Annotated in this window: 17 protein-coding genes; 14 read left to right on the top strand and 3 right to left on the bottom strand. The window is 71.7% G+C overall.

Features of this window, described 5'->3' with window-relative positions:
* The first annotated feature begins 150 nt into the window (after positions 1 to 150).
* The 11 genes from ABZ079_RS08525 to ABZ079_RS08575 all read left to right on the top strand — a co-directional run bounded on the left by ABZ079_RS08525 (position 151) and on the right by ABZ079_RS08575 (position 11,162).
* Positions 151 to 1,143: an MCE family protein gene (locus ABZ079_RS08525; RefSeq protein ID WP_356938991.1), complete on the top strand. Its 993-nt coding sequence runs from the start codon at positions 151 to 153 to the stop codon at positions 1,141 to 1,143.
* The gene (locus tag ABZ079_RS08530) at positions 1,140 to 2,258 is read left to right on the top strand and encodes an MCE family protein (RefSeq protein WP_356938662.1); all 1,119 of its coding nucleotides are present in this window, start codon (positions 1,140 to 1,142) and stop codon (positions 2,256 to 2,258) included. The genes ABZ079_RS08525 and ABZ079_RS08530 overlap by 4 nt, the downstream gene beginning before the upstream one ends.
* Entirely contained in the window at positions 2,255 to 3,547 is a 1,293-nt protein-coding gene (locus ABZ079_RS08535) for an MCE family protein (RefSeq protein ID WP_356938663.1), read from the top strand. The genes ABZ079_RS08530 and ABZ079_RS08535 overlap by 4 nt, the downstream gene beginning before the upstream one ends.
* The gene (locus ABZ079_RS08540; protein WP_356938664.1) at positions 3,544 to 4,818 is read left to right on the top strand and encodes an MlaD family protein; all 1,275 of its coding nucleotides are present in this window, start codon (positions 3,544 to 3,546) and stop codon (positions 4,816 to 4,818) included. Before ABZ079_RS08535 ends, ABZ079_RS08540 begins: the two co-directional genes overlap by 4 nt.
* 11 nt (positions 4,819 to 4,829) lie before the next feature.
* On the top strand, positions 4,830 to 5,303 hold the full coding sequence (locus ABZ079_RS08545) for a hypothetical protein (protein ID WP_356938665.1): 474 nt from the start codon (positions 4,830 to 4,832) through the stop codon (positions 5,301 to 5,303).
* 34 nt (positions 5,304 to 5,337) lie between these two features.
* Positions 5,338 to 6,099, top strand: a complete 762-nt coding sequence (locus ABZ079_RS08550) for a hypothetical protein (RefSeq protein WP_356938666.1) — start codon at positions 5,338 to 5,340, stop codon at positions 6,097 to 6,099.
* A 150-nt stretch (positions 6,100 to 6,249) separates the two neighbouring features.
* A complete protein-coding gene (locus tag ABZ079_RS08555) occupies positions 6,250 to 7,080 on the top strand; it encodes a TIM barrel protein (protein WP_356938667.1) in 831 nt (276 codons plus the stop codon).
* Positions 7,081 to 7,121: 41 nt separating this feature from the next.
* Positions 7,122 to 8,012: a 2-hydroxy-3-oxopropionate reductase gene (locus tag ABZ079_RS08560; RefSeq protein ID WP_356938668.1), complete on the top strand. Its 891-nt coding sequence runs from the start codon at positions 7,122 to 7,124 to the stop codon at positions 8,010 to 8,012.
* A 174-nt stretch (positions 8,013 to 8,186) separates the two neighbouring features.
* Complete coding sequence (locus ABZ079_RS08565; RefSeq protein ID WP_356938669.1) at positions 8,187 to 9,650, top strand: catalase; 1,464 nt, start codon at positions 8,187 to 8,189, stop codon at positions 9,648 to 9,650.
* A gap of 405 nt (positions 9,651 to 10,055) precedes the next feature.
* A complete protein-coding gene (locus ABZ079_RS08570; RefSeq protein WP_356938670.1) occupies positions 10,056 to 10,289 on the top strand; it encodes a hypothetical protein in 234 nt (77 codons plus the stop codon).
* A 159-nt stretch (positions 10,290 to 10,448) separates the two neighbouring features.
* Entirely contained in the window at positions 10,449 to 11,162 is a 714-nt protein-coding gene (locus ABZ079_RS08575) for a TIGR04222 domain-containing membrane protein (RefSeq protein WP_356938671.1), read from the top strand.
* A 76-nt stretch (positions 11,163 to 11,238) separates the two neighbouring features.
* On the opposite strand, the gene gcl is transcribed toward ABZ079_RS08575, so the two are convergent.
* Positions 11,239 to 13,026 carry a glyoxylate carboligase gene (gene gcl, locus ABZ079_RS08580; RefSeq protein WP_356938672.1) on the bottom strand — a complete coding sequence of 596 codons (1,788 nt, stop codon included), beginning with the start codon at positions 13,024 to 13,026 and terminating at the stop codon, positions 11,239 to 11,241.
* A 250-nt stretch (positions 13,027 to 13,276) separates the two neighbouring features.
* Here gcl and ABZ079_RS08585 point away from each other — a divergent pair, with 250 nt between their 5' ends.
* On the top strand, positions 13,277 to 14,023 hold the full coding sequence (locus ABZ079_RS08585) for a hypothetical protein (protein ID WP_356938673.1): 747 nt from the start codon (positions 13,277 to 13,279) through the stop codon (positions 14,021 to 14,023).
* Between the two features lie 116 nt (positions 14,024 to 14,139).
* Here ABZ079_RS08585 and ABZ079_RS08590 read toward each other — a convergent pair whose 3' ends face one another.
* Together ABZ079_RS08590 and ABZ079_RS08595 are read right to left on the bottom strand one after the other, a co-directional pair.
* Positions 14,140 to 15,750: an AMP-binding protein gene (locus ABZ079_RS08590; RefSeq protein WP_356938674.1), complete on the bottom strand. Its 1,611-nt coding sequence runs from the start codon at positions 15,748 to 15,750 to the stop codon at positions 14,140 to 14,142.
* Positions 15,747 to 17,420 carry an AMP-binding protein gene (locus tag ABZ079_RS08595; protein ID WP_356938675.1) on the bottom strand — a complete coding sequence of 558 codons (1,674 nt, stop codon included), beginning with the start codon at positions 17,418 to 17,420 and terminating at the stop codon, positions 15,747 to 15,749. The genes ABZ079_RS08590 and ABZ079_RS08595 overlap by 4 nt, the downstream gene beginning before the upstream one ends.
* A gap of 236 nt (positions 17,421 to 17,656) precedes the next feature.
* On the opposite strand from ABZ079_RS08595, the gene ABZ079_RS08600 reads away from it, so the two are divergent.
* Positions 17,657 to 18,487: a helix-turn-helix transcriptional regulator gene (locus ABZ079_RS08600; protein WP_356938676.1), complete on the top strand. Its 831-nt coding sequence runs from the start codon at positions 17,657 to 17,659 to the stop codon at positions 18,485 to 18,487.
* Positions 18,488 to 18,651: 164 nt separating this feature from the next.
* Positions 18,652 to 21,513: an AAA family ATPase gene (locus ABZ079_RS08605; protein ID WP_356938677.1), complete on the top strand. Its 2,862-nt coding sequence runs from the start codon at positions 18,652 to 18,654 to the stop codon at positions 21,511 to 21,513.
* Positions 21,514 to 21,555: the final 42 nt, after the last annotated feature.

Consider the following 21,555-nt stretch of genomic DNA (forward strand, 5'->3'; position numbering starts at 1 on the left):
GTGAAGATACGGGTCCTGCCGCCGAAGCTGCCGAGGCTCCCCCGGTTGCCGAAGCGCAAGCCCCGCCCCGAACCACTGGTGAAGGTACGGCTCCTGCCGCCGAGGCTGCCCAGGATCCGGTTGAAGCGCCCGCGTCCGAAGCCCGCCCGCATGGAGGCACGTCCCAGCGGTGGCTCGGGGAGGAACCCGGTCGTCGTCGGCGCCGTCGGCCTCACCGTCCTCGCGCTGCTCACGGTCGCCGCTTTCAACGCCGACAGCCTGCCGCTGATCGGCGGCGGCGAGACGTACAGCGCGGCCTTCTCGGAGGCCGGCGGACTCAAGCCGGGCGACGAGGTACGGATCGCCGGGGTGAAGGTCGGCAAGGTCGAGGACGTGGACCTGGACGACGACCACGTCAAGGTCACCTTCAAGGTGAAGGGCGACCCGGCGTTCGGCACCGACACGGGCGCGTCGATCCGGGTCAAGACGATCCTCGGAGCGAAGTACCTGGCCCTGCACCCGAAGGGGCCCGGCCGGTTGAAGCCGGGCAGCGAGATCCCGGTCGGGCGGACCGTGTCGGCGTACGACGTCGTCCAGGCCTTCAGCGACCTCACGACCACCAGCGAGGAGGTCGACACGGACCGGCTCGCGAAAGCACTGGACACGGTCTCCGTCACCTTCCAGGACTCGCCCGAGGAGGTGCGGGCGTCGATCAAGGGACTGTCGCGGATCTCCAAGACGGTCGCCTCCCGTGACAAGGCGCTGCGCGGACTCCTGGACCACGCGAACGGAGTCACCGAAGTGCTGGCCGACCACACGAAGGACTTCTCCGCGCTGGTGAAGGACGGCGACGAGCTGTTCAAGGAGATCGGCAAGCGGCGCAAGGCCATCCACAAGCTGCTCAAGAGCTCCGCGCTGCTGGGCATCGAGCTGTCCGGCCTGGTCGACGACAACAGCAAGGAGATCGGGCCCGCCCTGAAGAACCTCAACACCTTCGTGAGGATGCTGGAACGCAACCAGAGGAGCCTCGACCGCAGCGTCAAACTGCTCGCCCCCTACGTGCGGCTCTTCACCAACACCCTCGGCAACGGCCGCTGGTTCGACTCCTACGTCCAGAACCTGGTCGCCGCCCCGGTCACGCCACGGACGGGAGGCACCCGATGACCCGCAGGTTCCTGACCCTGTTCACCGCGCTGGCCGTCGTCGTGGCGCTCGCCGTGGTCCTGTGGCCGAGCCCGGACCCCGTCCGCGTCACGGCCTACTTCCCGCGCACCGTCGGCATCTACCCCGGCTCCGACGTCCGCGTCCTCGGTGTCCGCATCGGCGAGGTCAAGAAGATCACACCGGAGGGCGGGCGGGTGCGCGTGGAGCTGGAGTACGGCCACGGCCGCAAGGTCCCCGCGAACGCGCAGGCCGCCATCATCAACTCCTCGGTGGTCAGCGACCGTTACGTGCAACTGCTGCCGGTGTACCGGAAGGGCGCGGTACTGCGGGACGGGGACGTCATCCCCGAGTCCCGTACGGCCGTCCCCGTCGAGCTTGACCGGGTCTTCGACAGCCTGCACACCACCGCCGACGCGCTCGGACCGAACGGCGCCAACGAGAAGGGCTCGCTGTCACGGCTGCTCGGGGTGAGCGCGGACAACCTCGAGGGACGGGGCGAGAACCTCAACCAGACGGTCGAGGACCTCTCCCAGGCGGTCACCACGCTGTCCGACGGGCGCGGCGACCTGTTCGGGACCGTGCGGAACCTTCAGGTGTTCACGGCCGCTCTGGCGGCGGACGACAAGAGCGTGCGGTCGTTCAACACCAGCCTCGCCGACGTGGCCGGGCAGCTCGCCGGGGAGCGCAAGGATCTCGCGGCCGCGCTGAAGTACCTGGCCGCCGCGCTCGGTGACGTGTCCGGCTTCGTGAAGGGCAACAAGAAGGCGCTGACCTCGGATGTCAAGGGCCTGGCCAAGGTCACCAAGGTCCTCGTCACCCAGCGGGCCGCACTGGAGGAGCTGATGACCGTCGCCCCCACGGGCCTGTCGAACCTGCAGAACGCCTACAACCCCGCCGCCGGCACCCTCGACACCCGCAACAACGCGCAGACCTCGCAGGACCCGGCGTCCCTGCTCTGCTCGCTCCTGAGGACGACCGGGGACGAGGGCGGCGAGAACCCCGACTGCAAGGACCTGAAGAAGCTCTTCGACTCCCTGCCCAAGGTGCCGGCGGGCACGGTGCCGGCGGGCACGGTCGACAAGACCCTCGGCGGAATCCTGGGGGCACGGGCATGAGCGTGCTGCGCAAGGGTCGGGTGGCCGCCTGGACGGCGGTCGGCTCGCTGCTGCTGACCGGCTGCGAGTTCAACGGCTGGTACGACGTCCCGCTCCCCGGTGGCGCCGCCTCGGACGGCCACGCCTATCACGTCACCGTCGTGTTCAGGGACGTAATGGACCTGGTGCCGCAGTCGGCGGTGAAGGTCGACAACGTCACCGTGGGCGCGGTCGAGAAGGTGGAGCTGGACGGCTGGCACGCGCGCGTGCGGCTGCGGATCGCCGACTCGGTGAAGCTGCCCGGCAACGCGGTCGCCGACTTGAGGCAGACCAGCATGCTCGGCGAGAAGTACGTGGCCCTGGCCGCGCCGGCCGGCACGCAGCCCGTGGGACGGCTCCGCGACGGCGACCGCATCCCGCTGTCCCGCAGCGGCCGCAACCCGGAGGTAGAGGAGGTGCTGTCGGCCCTGTCCGCGCTGCTGAACGGCGGTGGGGTGGCCCAGCTGAAGACGATCACCGTCGAGCTGAACAAGGCTCTCAGCGGCCGCGAGAACCGGGTCAGGTCGTTGCTGAAGCAGCTCGACACCTTCCTCGGCGGCCTCGACGGCCAACGGGCGGAGATCGTACGCGCGCTCAAGGGCGTCGACCGGCTGGCCAAGCGGCTGAAGAAGGAGAAGAAGACGATCGCCCTGGCCGTCGACACCATGCCGCCCGCCCTGAAGGCCCTCGCCGACCAGCGCCGGGATCTGACGAAGATGCTCACCGCCCTGTCCAAGCTCGGCAGGACCGGCACCAGGGTCGTGAACGCCTCCCGGGACGACACCGTCGCCAACCTCAAGAAGCTGCGGCCCATCCTGCAGGAGCTGGACAAGGCGGGTGACGATCTGCCGAACTCCCTGGAGTTGCTGACCACTTATCCGTTCCCGCGCAACGCCACGAACGCCGTGAAGGGGGACTACGTCAACCTGAGGATCACCGCCGACCTCGACCTGACGGGCATCTACGGCAACGTCACCGACAAGCCGGGCAAGGGCAGGAGCTTCCCGACGCCCAGGACCCCGGATCTTCCGGGTGTTCCCACTCCCACGCCGCTCCCGTCCACCCCGTCCCTGCCGGACACCCCGTCCGTGCCGGACACCCCGTCCGTGCCCTCCGCGACCGCCGTGCCCTCGGCGCCCTCCGACGGCAGCACCCTGCTGTGCCCGCCGGTGTGCACCGCGGCCTACGGCACCGGGGACGGCTCGCGTCGCCTCCCCCCGGGGGTCGACCTCGGCCTCGCCGAGCTGATGCTGAAGGGGATACTGCCGTGATCACACGTACGGTCAAGGCTCAGTTGCTCGCCTTCGCGACCATCACCGCCCTCGGGGTGTCGTACGTCGGCGCCCGGTACACGGGCCTGGTGGACGACGTCCTCGACCGGGGCTACACCGTGCGCGCCGACTTCGCCGAATCCGGGGGCGTCTTCCCCGGCGCCGAGGTCACCTACCGCGGTGTGCCGGTGGGCCGCGTGGGCGAGCTGGAGCTGACCGGTTCCGGGGTGTCGGTGGCCCTGAAGATCGATGACGGTGCCCCGGAGATCCCGGCCGACACACTCGCGGTGATCGCCAACCGTTCGGCGGTGGGTGAGCAGTACGTCGACCTGCAGCCCCGGCACTCCGGCGGCCCGTATCTGATCGACGGCAGCCCGATCCCGCGCAGCCACACCCGCACGCCGCTGCCGGTCACCGACCTGGTCCTCAGCCTCGACCGGCTGGTCAACTCCGTCGGGAAGGACGATCTGCGCACCACCGTCGACGAACTGGGCAAGGCCTTCGCCGGCACGGGACCGAACCTGAGCCGCCTGGTGGACTCCGGCGACGCGCTCGTCCGCTCGGCGTCCGACGCGCTCCCGGAGACGGTGTCGCTGATCGAGGACTCGCGGAAGGTACTCAAGACGCAGGCAGACCAGGGCTCGGCCATCACATCGTTCTCGCACGATCTGGCGGACCTCGCCGAGGAGTTGAAGTCCAGTGACGGGGATCTGCGCCGGCTGATCGGCAACACGGTGCCCGCCGCGCAGCAGGTCGACTCCCTGCTGAAGTCCACGCGGCCGCACGTGCCGGTCCTGCTGGCCAACCTCGTCAGCGGTGGCCAGGTCACCGTGGCCCGGTTGCCCGGGGTCGAGCAGGCCCTGGTCACGCTCCCGCTCACCGTGTCGGGCAGCTACACGGTCATCCCCGGCGACGGCACCACCCACTTCGGGCTGACCGTGAACGCCGACGAGCCGCCCGCGTGCACCCAGGGCTACGGCACCCAGCGGCGCGATCCCGCCGACACCAGCACCCGCCCGGCGAACACCGACGCGCGCTGCACGGCACCGCGCGGAGGCGAGACCTCGGTCCGCGGCGCGCAGAACGCCCCCGGCGCGAGGGCCGGTTCCTCCAGCGCGAACCAGGCCGCGTTCGTGGCCCCGTACGACCCGGAGACCGGCAGCCTGACCGGCCCGGACGGAACGCCCGTCGAGATCGGCTCGACGGGCGGCGAACAGACCGTCTTCGGAAAGGAGTCGTGGCAATGGCTGCTCGTGGGACCGATGGCCTGACAGGGGGGCGCATGAGGCTGCTGTCGGCGGGGTTCGTCGCCGTGACCGTGCTGGCGGCCGTGCTGTCCGTCTGGCTGGGCCTGAAGCTGGCCGGCCAGCGCGGCGCGGAGCAGCGCCGCCAGGACATCCTGGCGGCGGCCCGCCAGTCGGCGCTGAACTTCACCTCGCTCGACTACCGGCACTACGACCGGGACAGCCGCAATGTGCTGAAGGGCGCCACCGGCGATTTCAAGAAGCAGTTCGCCGCGCAGACCGAGCAGTTGACGAAGCTCGTCGCCCAGAACAAGTCGGTGTCCGAGGGCCAGGTGCTGGAAGCGGGCATCGTGCGGTCCGACGGGCGCTCGGCCCGGGTCCTGGTCGTGGCCGACAGCAAGGTGACCAACACCGCCGCGCCCGAGGGCCAGGCGCGCACCTACCGGCTCCAGCTCGACCTCGTGCGGGTGGACGGCCGCTGGCTGACCTCCGACGTCGCGTTCGCGGGCTGAACGACCAGTGAGGCCATCAGTGAGGAGAGACACCGTGGTGAACCCGACCTCCCGAAACCGCGGCACCGGCTCCCCGGCCCGCCGCACCATGACCGCGGCCGCACGCGCGGCGGCCAAGCGCGCCGGGCGGCCGGCACGCCCCGAGCGCGGTAGCCCTGCCGCCGCCCGCCCGGCGGAGGAGGCCCCCTGCGGGCGCACCCTGCTCATCGAGCCCCCGGCGAACGGCTGGGAGGACCCGCCGGAGCCCGAGCCGGTCGCGGAGGAGCCGCAGGAGAGCGCGCCCCCGCACGGGGTCCGGCGGAGGGTGCTCACCGCGGGGCTGGGCGTCGTACTCGTGGCGGCCCTGGTCGTGGCCGCCGTACTCGGGTGGCGGTACCGGGAGGGGCGGCAGGCGGAGCAGGCCCGTGGTGAGGCCCTCGCTGCCGCGCGGAAGGCGGCGCCGGTCGTGCTGTCGTACGACTACCGGCACCTGGACCGGGACTTCACCCGGGCCCGCGCCCAGCTGACCGGGCACTTCCGCGACCAGTACGGCAGGACCACGAAGACGGTGGTCGCGCCGACCGCGAAGAAGTACCACGGCGTGGTGAAGGCGACCGTGGTCACACCCGCCGACGGCGGGGGACCGGCGGTCTCCGTCGTGTCGGCCACACCGGACAGGGCCGTCGTCCTGCTCTTCGTCGACCAGGTCACCGAGAGCACCCAGGTCTCCGGGCCCCGTCTGGATCTGAACCGGGTGCGGATGACACTCACCCGCACCTCCGGCGGCTGGAAGGTGAGCGGCGTCGACGCCCTCTGACACAGGCCTCCGTAAGTGCCCCCGCGCGGTACGCGCGGGGGCACTTTTTCGTGGTCCCTCTTGACAGTCCTCCACCCACCCAGGCAGTCTTCCGTTAAGCAGAAACCAACTTCCACATCGCGGAATTAGAGGGAAGGGAGCGCCGCCCCCGTGGGATTCGCAGACCAGCGCTTCAACGTCAACCTGTCGATCCTCTTCACGGAACTCCCGCTCCTGGAGCGCCCCGCGGCCGCCGCCGCGGCGGGCTTCACCGCGGTCGAGCTGTGGTGGCCCTGGGTCGACTCCCCCACCCCCGAACAGCCCCGGCTCGACGCGCTGAAGAAGGCGATCGAGGACGCGGGCGTCCAGCTCACGGGGCTGAACTTCTACGCCGGACAGCTGCCGGGCCCCGACCGCGGCGCCCTGTCGATCCCCGGTGAGGAGTCGGAGAAGTTCCGCGCCAACATCGACGTGGCCGCCGGCTTCGCCGCCTCCCTCGGCTGCAAGGCCCTCAACGCCCTCTACGGCAACCGCGTCGAGGGGGTGGACCCGGCCGAGCAGGACGCGCTCGCCCTGGAGAACCTCGCCCTCGCGGCCCGGGCCGCCGACCGGATCGGCGCGATCCTGCTGATCGAGGCCCTCAACCAGCCCGAGTCGCCGAAGTGCCCGATCGTGAGCGCACCCAAGGCCATCGAGATCGTGGACCAGGTCAACGCGGCGACGGGGCTCGGGAACGCGAAGTTCCTGATGGACCTGTACCACCTGTCCATGAACGGCGAGGACCTTCCCGCGGTCATCGAGGGTCACGCGGCGAAGACCGGGCACGTGCAGATCGCCGACAACCCCGGCCGCGGCGCCCCCGGCACGGGTTCGCTCCCGCTGGAGGAGCTGCTCGACCGACTGAGGAAGGCCGGTTACGACGGCTGGGTCGGCCTTGAGTACAAGCCGGGCGACCGTCCGAGCGCCGAGGCCTTCGAGTGGCTCCCGCGCGAAACGCGCTGACCCCCGAGACTTTGCAGAGCAGCCAGAGAGGCACCCCCATCATGAGCAACCTTCCCAAGATCGCGTGGATCGGCCTCGGCATCATGGGCTCCCCCATGTCCGAGAACCTGATCAAGGCGGGTTACCAGGTCACCGGCTACACCCTGGAGCAGGACAAACTGGACCGCCTGGCCGCCGCCGGCGGCACCGCGGCGGGCTCGATCGCCGAGGCGGTCCGGGACGCCGACGTGGTGATCACCATGGTGCCCGCCTCCCCGCAGGTCGAGGCCATCGCCTACGGCCCGGACGGCATCCTGGAGAACGCCGGGCAGGGCGCCCTGCTGATCGACATGTCCTCGATCACCCCGCAGACCTCGATCGACCTCGCGAAGGCCGCCAAGGACAAGGGCATCCGGGTGCTGGACGCCCCGGTGTCCGGCGGTGAGGCCGGCGCCGTCGAGGCCGTACTCTCGATCATGGTCGGCGGTGAGCAGGCCGACTTCGACCGGGCCCGGCCGATCTTCGAGGCGCTCGGCAAGACCATCGTGCTGTGCGGCCCGCACGGCTCCGGCCAGACCGTGAAGGCCGCCAACCAGCTGATCGTCGCCGTGAACATCCAGGCGTGCGCCGAGGCCGTGGTCTTCCTGGAGAAGTCGGGTGTGGACCTGAAGGCCGCCCTGGACGTCCTGGGCGGCGGCCTCGCGGGCTCGACCGTGCTGACACGCAAGAAGGACAACTTCCTCAACCGCGACTTCAAGCCCGGCTTCCGCATCGACCTGCACCACAAGGACATGGGCATCGTCACCGACGCCGCCCGCACCGTCGGCGCCGCCCTGCCGGTGGGTGCCGTGGTAGCCCAGCTGGTCGCGTCGCTGCGCGCCCAGGGCGACGGCGGCCTGGACCACTCGGCCCTGCTGCGGGCCGTGGAGCGCCTGTCCGGCGCCCGCGCCTGACGGCCCCCTTCGAGACTTCCGGGCCGCGGCGCCGCTGACACCTGTCCTGTCGCGCCCAGGCGCCGCCGCGGCCCGGAATCAACTTCAACAAACTGTTGACGGCCAGTTCGCCCCACTTCTAGGCTCCACGAAGCGGAAACAGGTTTCCGCTGACACCCGCACGGAAGGTCCACGATGTCGCAGCGCGTGCTCACGACAGAGTCCGGCGCCCCGGTCGCCGACAACCAGAACTCCGCCTCCGCCGGCGTCGGCGGCCCGCTCCTGCTCCAGGACCAGCACCTCCTGGAGAAGCTCGCGCGCTTCAACCGCGAGCGGATCCCGGAGCGTGTCGTGCACGCCCGTGGCTCCGGCGCGTACGGCCACTTCGAGGTGACGGACGACGTCACCGGCTTCACCCACGCCGACTTCCTGAACCAGATCGGCAGGCGCACCGAGGTGTTCGTGCGCTTCTCGACGGTCGCCGACTCCCTCGGCGGCGCGGACGCCGTCCGCGACCCGCGCGGTTTCGCGGTGAAGTTCTACACCGAGGAGGGCAACTACGACCTGGTCGGCAACAACACCCCGGTGTTCTTCATCAAGGACCCGATCAAGTTCCCGGACTTCATCCACTCGCAGAAGCGGGACCCGTTCACCGGCCGGCAGGAGCCGGACAACGTCTGGGACTTCTGGGCGCACGCCCCCGAGGCCACGCACCAGGTGACCTGGCTGATGGGCGACCGCGGCATCCCGGCGTCCTACCGGCACATGAACGGCTACGGCTCGCACACGTACCAGTGGACGAACGCCGAGGGCCAGGCCTTCTTCGTCAAGTACCACTTCAAGACGAACCAGGGCATCCGCTCCCTGAGCAGTGAGCAGGCCGCGGAGATCGCGGGCAAGGACCCCGACTCCCACCAGACGGACCTGCTCCAGGCCATCGAGCGGGGCGTGCACCCGTCCTGGACCCTGTACGTGCAGCTGATGCCGGCGGCCGCAGCGGCGGACTACCGCTTCAACCCGTTCGACCTGACGAAGGTGTGGCCGCACAGGGACCATCCGCTGCAGCGGGTCGGCCGCCTGGTGCTGGACCGCAACCCGGACAACGTCTTCGCCGAGGTCGAGCAGGCCGCGTTCTCCCCGAACAACTTCGTGCCCGGCATCGGCCCGTCCCCCGACAAGATGCTCCAGGGACGGCTGTTCGCCTACGCGGACGCCCACCGCTACCGCCTGGGCGTCAACCACACCCAGCTCGCCGTGAACGCCCCGAAGGCGGTCCCGGGCGGCGCCCGCAACTACGGCCGTGACGGCCTCATGGCGGCCAACTCCCAGGGCCGCCACGCGAAGAACTACGAGCCGAACTCCTACGACGGCCCGGTGGAGACCGGCCGCCCGCTGTCGGCCCCCCTCGCGATCGCCGGCCACACCGGCACCCACGAGGCTCCCCTCCACACCAAGGACGACGACTTCTTCCAGGCGGGCGAGCTGTACCGCCTGATGTCCGCGGAGGAGAAGTCCCGTCTGGTCGCGAACATCGCCGGCGGCCTGTCACAGGTCTCCCGCGACGACGTGATCGAGAAGAACCTGGCCCACTTCCACGCCGCCGACCCGGAGTACGGCAAGCGCGTGGAGGATGCGGTCCGCGCCCTGCGTGAGGACTGAGGCCAGGGAACCACCAGCGGCGTACGGCGTCTGACGGAAGGTCACGACGTCCGCACGCGGTCCGCGCGGTACGCCGGACGGCCCGGATGAGGGGTGGCCGTCGGGCGGAGGCGCGGGCAGGGCGAGGACCGCGGCGGCGTGCGAGCCAGTGCGGTGGTGAAGGAACGGCGTCCCCTTCTCGACCTGAGGGAAGGGTTCCCGGATCCGTCGCATCCGCCGCGGTCCCACCCGGCCCCCATGGGGTTCACCCGCCCCGTCCGGCGGCGCGAACGATCTGTCGCGCCCAGCCTCGCGCCGTCGGACGGCCATCGCATACGGTGCCTCAAGCGCCCCCTGTCCAAGGGGGCGCTTCGGGCGTTCCGGGCCCGGGGTGCGCGTGCGCCGCTTCCGCAGCACGCTGAAGCCATGGGCAATCCGACGCAGTACCCGCACATCGTGGTCCATCCGCCCGCCCTGGACGGCTCCCGCCGGGTCACCGAGGGGGACGTGACCCTGGGGATCGCATCCCACCTGGACGACGTCGTGGAGATCCTGCGGCTGGCCGATCTGGACCGGATCGAGGTGGAGGAGAGCGACCTGATCGAGTGGCATGGCGGCGGCCCGGACGACTGGCCGGGCCTGTCGGAGCACGAGCTGTAGCGGCGGCACGTACGGCAGCGGCCGCAAGCCCGGCCGCGCAACCTCAAATCAACCTCTGAACACCGCGACAGGGGCTTCAACTGCCCCCGTGCCAGGGCACATTATCGGCACGCGGGGCCCGCCGGCACGGGGGTGGCGGGCTCCGCACGGGGGTGTCTCATGGACCGTGCGACGTCGATTCCACCGGACTCGTGCGCGGTCGCCCTGCTGCGGGGCGGCGACCGCGCCGCCGTGACCGTCGCCGTGCTGGGGCTGCATCTGCGCGGCGCGGTCGAGCCGGGCCGGCCGGGCACCCTGCGGCGGACCGGGACAGGGACCGCCGGGTCGTTCCGCCATCCGCTGGAGAAGGCGGTACGCACCGGCCTCTACCGTCCTGCCGGACCGCGGGAGTTGCCCGGCCGGGCGGTGGTGCGGCGGGCTCTGGCCCGGATGCGGGCCGAACTCGCGGCGGCCGGGCTGCTGCGGTCGCTGCCGCCGGGCCGCACCCGTGCCGCCCGCCGTCAGCTGGCGGCGCTGCGTGAGCGCCATCCGCTCCCCGAGAGCCCCGACGGCCTGCCGGAGGAGGAGGTGCTGCTCGCCGTCGCGCTGTACGGCGAGCGGGCCCTGACCGCCCTTGTGCCGCGTTTCGCCCGCGAGTGCGGGCTCACCGGCCGTGGCGCGCTCGCGGACGAGGGTCTCTTCCCGTTCGGCCGGGGCAGCGGCGTCCGCGGCATCGTCGGCGACGAGGGCCTGACCGGCTGGGACGGCGACGACCGCGACGCCGGCGGCGGCGGACAGGGCGATCACGGCGGTGCGCACGGTGGTCACGACCACGGCAGTGGGTACGGCGGCCATGACCACGGAGGCGGATGCGGGGGCGGCGGGTTCGGCTGAGGGCCGGCGCTCGCGGACACGGCGAAGGGGCGGCCCTCCCTGCGGGATGGACCGCCCCTCGTCCGCTTCCGTGGGGTCAGACCTTCAGCGGCCTGATCGACGTCGGCGCGTGGCCGGGCTCGGTGGCCAGGTCCTCGAACTCCGAGATGTCGCTGATGTCCATGGTGCGGCTCATCGAGATGTTGGTGATCCGCTCCAGGATCGCCTCGACGACGACCGGCACCCGGTACTCGGCGGCCAGCTTTTTGGCCTGTTCGAAGGCCGCGCCCAGCTGGTCCGGCTCGGTGACCCGGATCGCCTTGCAGCCCAGGCCCTCGGCGACCTTGACGTGGTCCACGCCGTAGACGCCGAGCTCGGGCGTGTTGATGTTCTCGAACTCCAGGTTGACCTGGAAGTTGATGTCCAGAGCGATCTGCGCCTGACGGATCAGGCCCAGGTAGGCGTTGTTCACCAGGACGTGGACGTAGGGGATCTTGTGTTGCGCCGCGACCGCCAGTTCCTCGATCATGAACTGGAAGTCGTAGTCGCCGGAGAGGGCGACGACCGGGGAGTCCGGGTCGGCCTTGGCCACGCCGATCGCGGCCGGGATGGTCCAGCCGAGCGGGCCGGCCTGGCCGCAGTTGATCCAGTGGCGCGGCTTGTAGACGTGCAGCATCTGCGCGCCGGCGATCTGCGAGAGACCGATGGTGGTGACGTACCGGGTGTCCGGACCGAAGGCCTTGTTCATCTCCTCGTACACGCGCTGCGGCTTCATCGGCACGTTGTCGAAGTGCGTACGGCGAAGCAGGGTGGCCTTGCGCTCCTGGGTGGAGGCGACCCAGCCGGTACGGTCGGGCAGCTTGCCCTCCGCCTTCAGTTCCTTGGCGACCTCGACGAACAGCTCCAGCGCCGCCTTGGCGTCGGAGACGACACCGTAGTCCGGCGGGAAGATCCTGCCGATCTGGGTGGGCTCGATGTCGACGTGGACGAACGTGCGGCCCTGACGGTAGACGTCGAGCTTGTAGCCGGTGTGGCGGTTGGCCCAGCGGTTGCCGATGCCGAGGACGAAGTCCGACTCCAGGAAGGTGGCGTTGCCGTAGCGGTGCGAGGTCTGGACGCCGACCATGCCGGCGTTCAGCTCGTGGTCGTCGGGCAGGGTGCCCCAGCCCATCAGGGTCGGGACGACCGGGGTCCGGGTCAGCTCGGCGAACTCCACCAGCAGGTCGCAGGCGTCGGCGCCGATGATGCCGCCGCCGGCGACGATGACCGGGCGCTCGGCGGCGAGCAGGAGGGAGATCGCCTTGTGGATCTGGGCGCGGGTCGCGGTGGGCTTGTAGACCGGCAGCGGTTCGTAGGTGTCCGCGTCGAACTCGATCTCGGTGAGCTGGACGTCGATCGGCAGGTCGATGAGGACCGGGCCGGGGCGGCCGGAGCGCATCAGGTGGAAGGCCTGCTGGAACACGCCCGGCACCTGCGCGGCCTCCAGGACGGTCACCGCCATCTTGGTGACCGGCCTGGCGATCGAGGCGATGTCGACGGCCTGGAAGTCCTCCTTGTGGATCACGTTCGTGGGCGCCTGGCCCGTGATGCACAGGATCGGGACGGAGTCGCCGATGGCCGAGTAGAGGCCGGTGATCATGTCCGTGCCGGCCGGTCCGGAGGTGCCGATGCAGACGCCGATGTTGCCCGGTGTGGTGCGGGTGTAGCCCTCGGCCATGTGCGAGGCACCCTCGACGTGGCGGGCGAGGGTGTGGTGGATGCCACCGCCCTCCTTGAGGGCCCGGTAGAACGGGTTGATCGCCGCGCCCGGCACACCGAAGGCGTCGGTGACGCCCTCGCGCTTGAGGATCTCAACTGCCGCGCGGGCAGCGGTCATACGAGCCATCGAGTACTCCTGCTTCGGCTGTCGGATGCGTACTCCCGTCGCGCCCCGCGGTGAGCACAGTCTCCAGATGGTCTAACTTCCGCAATGCGGAACTTACTTTCTACTATCTGAAAGCAATGTAGGGGGATGGGTGAACGCCGTCAAGAGAGGCCGGGGCACCGCAAGCGCCGGACAAAGGGGGTATGGCAGGAGGACGATGGAAGGCGCTGTCCGGAGACGACCGATCCGACGCGACGCCTTGGAGGGGGCCATGCCCGAGAGCGTGCCGGTGCGCTGTCCGGCCTGCCGGCGCGAGCACCTCTACACCGCGCCGGCGTATCCGTGCGCGTGCGGCGCGCCCACCGCCCCTCGGCTGGATCCGGCCGCCGAACCGGTCGTGGCGGCACACCGCGCCTGGGACGACGAGTGGCTCATCGTGCCGTGCGCCGTCTGCGGGCGCCGCGACCAGTGGCCGCACCCGGAGCTGGGCTGCCCGTGCGGCACGGTGCTGCGCGTTCCGGTGGCGAACACCTCCGCGGCACCGCCGGCGGTCCAGGCACCGGCACCGGCGGAGCCGGACTTGCCGGTGGCGGCCGCCCGCCGCGCCGCCTTCCGGCCCCGCGCCGTCCGGACCGCCCGCGACGCCGTCACCGCCGCCGCGCTCTATCTGCGCTGGCTCGGCTACCAGGACATCCGCCGCGCCGACCAGCGGCCGGCGAACGGCATCGGGCTCGCCGCCCGCGGGTTGCTCGCCCAGGTGGATCCGACCGTGCGGCCCGCCGCGCCGCGGGACGTGGAGTGCCTGTGGCTGACGGCGATGGCGGAGTCCGCGGACTGCGTGTACTTCTCCCTCGCCGGCTACACCGACGAGGCCCGCACCCGCGCCGCCGCGCTGGCGCTCCCACTGTTCGTCCTGGACCTCGCGGGCGTCCCGCGGCCGGTGAACGACGCGGCCGGCACGCTGAACGCCGAAGGCGCGCCGGAACCGGGGACCAGGACGCGGGACGGGCGGCTCTGACCGCCCCGCGGGGGCGGCCGAGCCGACGGGCCCCGGGCCGAGTGCGCCGCCGACAGCGCGCTCGCTGTCCCGGGGTCCGCCGTCGAGCGTTCACCGGATACTCGGTTCCCGGCGTTTCACATCAGGTACCTCTCCCGCAGTTCCACCTTGCGCACCTTCCCGGACACCGTCATCGGGAAGGAGTCGAGGATCTGGAGCCTGCTGGGGATCTTGTAGTGCGCGAGCCTGTCCTGGCAGAAGGAGCGCAGTTCCTCCAGGGTGAGCGGGTCGGCCGCGTCGCACGGGATGACGCAGGCGAGGACCTCCTCGCCGTACTCCTCGTGCGGCACCCCGACGACCTGGACGTCCCTGATCTTGGGGTGGGCGTAGAGGAACTCCTCGATCTCGCGCGGGTAGATGTTCTCGCCGCCCCGGATGATCATGTCCTTGATGCGGCCGACGATCTCCACGTACCCGTCCTCGCGCATGACCGCCAGGTCCCCGGTGTGCATCCAGCGGCCCGCGTCGACGGCCTCGGCGGTCTTCTCCGGCTCGTTCCAGTAGCCGAGCATCACGCTGTACCCGCGGGTGCACAGCTCGCCCGCGCTGCCGCGCGGCCGGGTGACCCCGGTGGCCGGGTCGACGACCTTGACCTCCAGGTGCGGCAGGACCCGGCCGACGGTGGCCGTGCGGTGCTCCAGGTCGTCGTCGATCCGCGTCTGCAGCGACACCGGTGACGTCTCCGTCATGCCGTAGCAGATGGAGACCTCCTCCATGTGCATCTCGGCGACCACCCGCTTCATCACCTCCACCGGGCAGGGTGAGCCCGCCATGATGCCGGTGCGCAGGGTGGTGAGGTCGTAGGAGGCGAAGTCGGGGAGGTTCAGCTCGGCGATGAACATGGTCGGGACGCCGTACAGAGACGTACAGCGCTCCTGCTGCACGGCCTCCAGGGTGGCCTTCGGGTCGAAGGAGGGGGCCGGGATGACCATGCAGGCGCCGTGCGAGGTGGCGGCCAGATTGCCCATGACCATGCCGAAGCAGTGATAGAACGGAACGGGAACGCAGATTCTGTCCTGTTCCGTGTAGGCGATCAACTCCCCGACGAAGTAGCCGTTGTTGAGGATGTTGTGGTGGGAGAGGGTGGCGCCCTTGGGAAAGCCGGTCGTGCCCGAGGTGTACTGGATGTTGATGGGGTCGTCGCAGGACAACGACGCCGCCCGGGCCCCCAGCTCGTCCGGCGCGGTCTGCGTACCGCGTGCGGTGAACGCCTCCCAGCCCGGATCCCCGATGTAGACGGTCTCCTTCAACCGCGGGCACCGGCCCCGCACTTCCTCGACCATCGTCCGGTAGTCACTCGTCTTGTGACGGACGGAGGCGAACAGCAGGGAGATCCCGGCCTGGTTCAGGACGAACTGCACCTCGTGCGTGCGGTAGGCCGGGTTGATGTTGACCATGATGGCGCCCACGCGGGCGGTGGCGTACTGCACCAGCACCCACTCGGCGCAGTTGACCGCCCAGATGCCCACCCGGTCGCCCTTGGCGACCCCGCTCGCGAGCAGCGCGTACGCCAGCTTGTCGACGTCGGCGGCGAACCCGGCGTAGGTCCAGCGCCGGCCGGAGGGGACGTCGACCAGGGCCTCGCGGTCCGGCCAGGCGGCCACGGCGCGGTCGAGATTGGCGCCGATGGTGTCGCCGAGCAGGGGGGCGGCGCCCGTCCCGTGGGTGTACGACGGCTCAGCGGTCACCGGAAGTCCTCCTCGCGGTACTCGTTCTGTGAGCCCGCGGCCGTGGCCTCGCGCAGCTCGATCCGGCGGATCTTGCCGGAGACGGTCTTGGGCAGTGTGCCGAACTCCAGGCGGCGGATGCGCTTGTAGGGGGCGAGCACCTCACGGGAGTGCTCGAAGATGGCCTTCGCGGTGCCGGGTCCGGGCTCCCAGCCCCCGGCGAGGACGACGTACGCCTTGGGCACGGCGAGCCGCAGCTCGTCCGGGGCGGGGACGACGGCCGCCTCGGCCACCGCCTCGTGCTCCAGCAGCGCGCTCTCCAGCTCGAACGGGCTGATCTTGTAGTCGGAGGCCTTGAAGACGTCGTCGGCGCGGCCGACGTAGGTCAGGTAGCCGTCCTCGTCACGGGAGGCGATGTCGCCGGTGCGGTAGTAGCCGCCCGCCATGGCCTCGGCCGTGCGGTCGGGGTCGCCGTGGTAGCCGGTCATCAGGCCGACCGGGTGCTCCGCGAGGTCGAGGGCGAGCTCGCCCTCGGTGGCGCCGGGTGCACCGGAGACCGGGTCGAGGAGTTCGACGCGGTAGCCGGGGCTCGGGCGGCCCATCGAGCCGGTCTTCAGGGGCTGGCCGGGACTGTTGGCGACCTGGACCGCCGTCTCGGTCTGCCCGAAGCCGTCCCGGATGGTCACACCCCAGGCCCGCCGCACCTGTTCGATGACCTCGGGATTGAGCGGCTCGCCCGCGGCCACGACCTCGCGGGGCGGGGTGGCGAGCTGGCCGAGGTCGGCCTGGATGAGCATGCGCCACACGGTCGGCGGGGCGCAGAAGGTGGTGACCCGGGCCCGGTCCATCTCGGCCATCAGCCGGGCCGCGTCGAAGCGGGTGTAGTTGAAGAGGAAGACGGTCGCCTCCGCGTTCCAGGGGGCGAACAGGTTGGACCAGGCGTGCTTGGCCCAGCCGGGCGAGGAGATGTTCAGGTGCACGTCGCCGGGCTTGAGGCCGATCCAGTACATGGTGGCCAGGTGCCCGACGGGGTACGAGGTGTGGGTGTGCTCGACCAGCTTGGGCCGGGCGGTCGTCCCCGAGGTGAAGTAGAGCATCAGGGGGTCGTCGGCCAGGGTCGGGCCGTCGGGGAGGAACTCGGCGGGGGCGGTGTACGCGTCCTCGTACGGCTCCCAGCCCTCCTCCGGCAGCCCGCCGACGGAGATCCGCGTGTAGGCGCCGGGCACATCGCCGAACTTGGCGGTGTCCTCGGCCCGCACGATCACGTGCTTGACCCGGCCCCGGTCGACGCGGTCGCGCAGGTCGGCCGGGCCGAGCAGCGGAGTGGCCGGGATGACGACCGCGCGCAGCTTCATCGCGGCCAGCGCGGTCTCCCACAGCTCGGCCTGGTTGCCGAGCATGACGAGGATGCGGTCCTCGGCGGCGACGCCCCGCGCGCGCAGCTGGTTCGCCACCCGGTTGGAGCGTTCGGCCAGCTCGGCGAAGGACAGCCGGGTCTCGGTGCCGTCCTCCTCGACGATGTGCAGGGCGGTCCGGGCGTTCCCCTCGGCGATCACGTCGAACCAGTCCAGCGCCCAGTTGAAGTGCTCGGGCCGCGGCCACGCGAACCCGTCGTAGGCGGTGGCATAGTCCTCGCGGTACTCCAGCAGGAAGTCCCGGGCCCCGCGGAACAGTTCCGTCGCCGTCGTCATCTGCGTCCTCCATGCTTGTTCGGTCCTTCACCTCCGGGCGCTCTCAGCCGGTGCCGGGTCCCCGACCGTGCAGCCCTTCGGGCCTGCGCGCGCTCGCGCACTCGACACCGCCGCGCCCTGCGGTCCACTCCCGCGGTACCGGACCATTGCCGGGCGGCTCTCTGGCATCGTCTAATCCGTGATGCAGGTCTCACTACCCCCGAACGGGGGTGTGGGTGGCCGAAGGGGCGGACAAGGTGACGGCACAGGCAGCGGGAGCGGTGGAGATCGGCGGCGCGCTGGCCCGGCTGCGGCACGCGACCGGGCTCCCGGTCGCCTTCGGCGGGCTGGTCGAGTCGGGCCGGCCACAGATCCGGATCAGCGAGCTGAGCGGCACGGCGACGGCCGCCCTGCGCTCGCTCGCGGTGACCTCCGGCAACGGGCTCGGCGGCAAGGCGGTGGCGCTGGCCCGGCCGTGCGCGGTGACGGACTACTCCAGTTCGCGGCAGATCAGCCACGAGTACGACGTGCCGGTGGCCGCCGAGGGCATCCGCTCGGTGCTCGCGGTGCCGGTCGTCGTACGGCGGCGGGTGCGCGGGGTGCTGTACGGTGCGCTGCGCTCGGCCCAGCCGCTCGGCGACCGCACGCTGGGCGCGGCCATGTCGGTGGCGCGGGACGTGGAGCAGGCGCTGGTGGTGCGGGACGAGGCGCGGGGGCTGCTGGCGGCGGGCCGGGCGGAGCCCGCCGGCGCCGAGAAGGGAGCCGCCTGGGAGCAGGTGCGCGAGGCGCACGCGGCGCTGCGGGCGCTGGCGCCGCGGATCGCCGACCCGCGGCTGCGGGCCGAGCTGCTCTCCGCGTGCGGGATGCTGACCGTGTCGCGCCCGGCGGGCGGCACGAACCTGGCGCCGCGGGAACTGGACGTGCTCTCCTGGGTGGCGGCGGGTGCCACCAACGCGGCCGTGGCCGAGCGGCTGGGGCTGCGCCCGGAGACGGTCAAGGGATATCTGCGCTCGGCGATGCGGAAGCTGGGCGCGCACACCCGAGGGGAGGCGGTGACCGCGGCCCGCAGGGCGGGGCTGCTGCCCTAGCACAAGCGGGCAGGGGGACCGGTAAGGAAACCTGTCCATTCATACGGCGACGCTTTGAATTTCCCTATGCTTGACCGTTTGTTATTTCCCTCACCACGGCTTGCGTCCGAATTTCAAGGATCGTTGCCTAGAATTTGGCCCGAACACGACACACGAGGGGAGCGGTGACCGTGCGACGGGACTTCCAGGAGCCTGCCAGGTGCCGCCCCGACCTGGTCATCGGCCGCGAGGAGCTGTTCACGAGCGCCCGTGACCAACTGGCCTCGGGGGGCAGTGTGCTGCTCCACGGCCCGGCCGGAATAGGGAAATCCACCGTCCTGCGGGCATTGGCCGAGGAATACGCGGCCACCGCGCGCACCGTCTTGCGCTGCTCGGCCACGGAGTCCGAATCCCACCTTCCCTTCCTCGCCCTCGCCGATCTCTTCGGTCTGGTCCTCGACGACATCTCCCCCCGGCTGCCCGCCGCCCAGCGCACCGCCCTGGAGTCGGCGCTCACCGGCCGCGGCGAGTCCAGTCTCCTGCGCGACGGCCTCGCCCTGCGCCTCGCGGTGCTCTCCGCGCTGCGCGCCCTGGCCGCTCAGGGCCCGGTCCTGCTCGTCGCCGACGATCTGCAGTGGCTGGACCCGGCCAGTGCCGAACTGCTCGGCTTCGCCGCCCGGCGTCTGGAAGGCACCCCGGTGCAGCTGCTGTGCGCGGTGCGGACCGAAGGCCAGGAGAGCCAGGAGTGTGACCGTCATCTGCGCGCCTGCCCACCGGGCACGCTGGCCGTCCGGCTGGGCCCGCTCTCCCGCACCCAGGTCGCCCAACTGCTCGACCACCGCGGCCACAGCGGCCTGCCCCGCTCCACGGTCCGCGAGATCCACCGCACCAGCGGCGGCAACCCGCTCTTCGCCCTGGAACTCGGCCGCGCCCTCGCCGAGAACCCCACCCCGCCCCGGCCGGGCGAACCGTTGCCCGTGCCCACCTCGCTGCGCGCCCTGGTGCTCAGCCGCCTGGACATGCTGTCCGTGGAGGCCCGCCGCACCCTGCTGGTGGCCAGCGCCGGCGCCCGCCCCACCCCGGCCCTGCTGCACGCGGCCGGCCGGGAGCACGCCGAGGCAGAATGTTCCCAGGCCGCCGAACTCGGGCTGCTTGCCGCCGATCCCGACACCCCGGCCGTACGGTTCGCGCACCCCCTGATCTCCGCCGCCCTGTACGCGGAGGCGCCCGCCCACGAGCGGCGGGCCGCGCACGCGGCCCTGTCCACCGCCGCCTCCGACCCGATAGAACGGGCCCGGCACCTGGCGCTGGCCACCACCGGCACCGACCCGGAGGTCGCCGCCCGGCTCGCCGAGGCCGCCGCCCTCGCCCGCGACCGCGGGGCGCCGTCGGTCGCCGCCCACCTGGGGCTGCTCGCCACCCGGCACACCCCCGCCGACGGCGTGCCGAGTCAGGAGGAGCGCCGGCTGCAGGCCGCCGAGGACGCGATCACCGCGGGCGAGATCGACCTTGCACGGGACATCGCCCGGGAGGTGCTCACGCGGGCGAGTGTGCCCGCCGACCGGGTGCGGGCCTGGATCATCGTCATCGACACCGCCGGCCACACCATGGCCGAGGTCGACGCCGTCTTCCCGCAGGCCCTCGCCGACGCGGGCGACGACCCCCGGCTGCTGGCCCTCGTCCACTACCAGCTGGCCTGGCGGGCACTCATCGTGGAGGGCGACTTCACCCAGGCCCGTCAGGCCGCCGCGCACGCCGCCGAGCTGGCCGCGCGCGGCAAGGACCGGCGCACCGAACTGCTCTCCCTCGCCTTCCAGGCACAGACCGAGACCCTGATGGGCCATCCGGAGGCGCCCCGCACCATCAAGCGCGCCCTGCGGGAGCCCCAGGACCCGAGGGTGGCATGGCATCACAACGGGGCGGGCAGCGCCCGGTTCCGCTGGCTGGTCATGGGCGACCAGCTGGCCGAGGCCCGGGCCACGGTCACCGCGCTGCTGCGCGAGGTGCGCCGGCGCGGCTCGGTGGAGAGCGAGGTGCACTTCCTGCGCGGGCTCGCCGAGACCGAACTGCGCGCCGGGCACTGCGGCCAGGCCCTGGAGCTGGCCCGCGAGAGCCTGCGGCTCGCCCGGGACTCCGGGATCGGCGAGACCGCCTCGGCGATGCTCACCTCGCTCGCGGAGGCCTCCGGCGGCGACGTGGACCGGGCGCTGGCCCTCGCGCGGGAGGCGGTGGAGCACGCCGAGGAGGACGGCGACCAGATGTACCTCTCCCGGGCCCTGGGCGCCCTCGGGTACGCCCAGTTGGTGGCCGGGGACCCGGCGGGCACGGTCCGCTCGCTGCGCCGGGTGCGCAGCCTTGAGCTGGGTCTCGGCATCACCGACCCGGCCCGCGGCCGCTGGCAGGGGGACCTCGCCGAGGCGCTGGTCCGGATCGGTGAACCGGCCGAGGCGCAGGACGTCATCGACACGAGCCGCGAGCACGCGCTCCGGCTCGGCCGGGAGAGCGTCCTCGCCGTCCTGGACCGCGCCGAGGCCCTGGTACGGGCCGCTCAGGGCGAGACGGAGGCCGCCGTCGTTCAGCTGACGTCCGCTCAGGACCGGCTCGGCAAGCTGGGATACGGACTGGAGGAGGCACGGGCCGCGTTCGCGCTGGCCCGGCTGCCGGGCCGGCATCCCGGGCGGGCCCCGGTCCCGGGCACCGCGGAGGCGATCCGGAAGAACACGACCGCCTTCGACGAGGCCACCCGGATGTTCCGCCGCTGCCGGGCGCTGCCGTGGCTGCGCCAAGTGGACGAAGCCCTCAGCGCCCCCGAGCCGGAACCCGCGCTCGCCGTGCCGGAGGCCCTGGACGCGCTGGACGTCCTCGCCGCGATGGAGCGTCAGGTCGCCGCGCTCGTCATGGAGGGTGCCACCAACCGGGAGATCGCGGCCCGGCTGTTCATCAGCGTGAAGACGGTGGAGGCGACCCTGACCAGGGTCTACCGCAAGCTGGGAATCCGATCGCGCGTCGACATCGTCCGATTGGCGGCAGGTCGGCGCGCGCGCTGAGCAGCGCGCTTGTTAACTGAACCGGACCGAGGGTTTTCCCTC

Source organism: Streptomyces sp. NPDC006314 (assembly GCF_040613075.1).
Classification (GTDB): domain Bacteria; phylum Actinomycetota; class Actinomycetes; order Streptomycetales; family Streptomycetaceae; genus Streptomyces.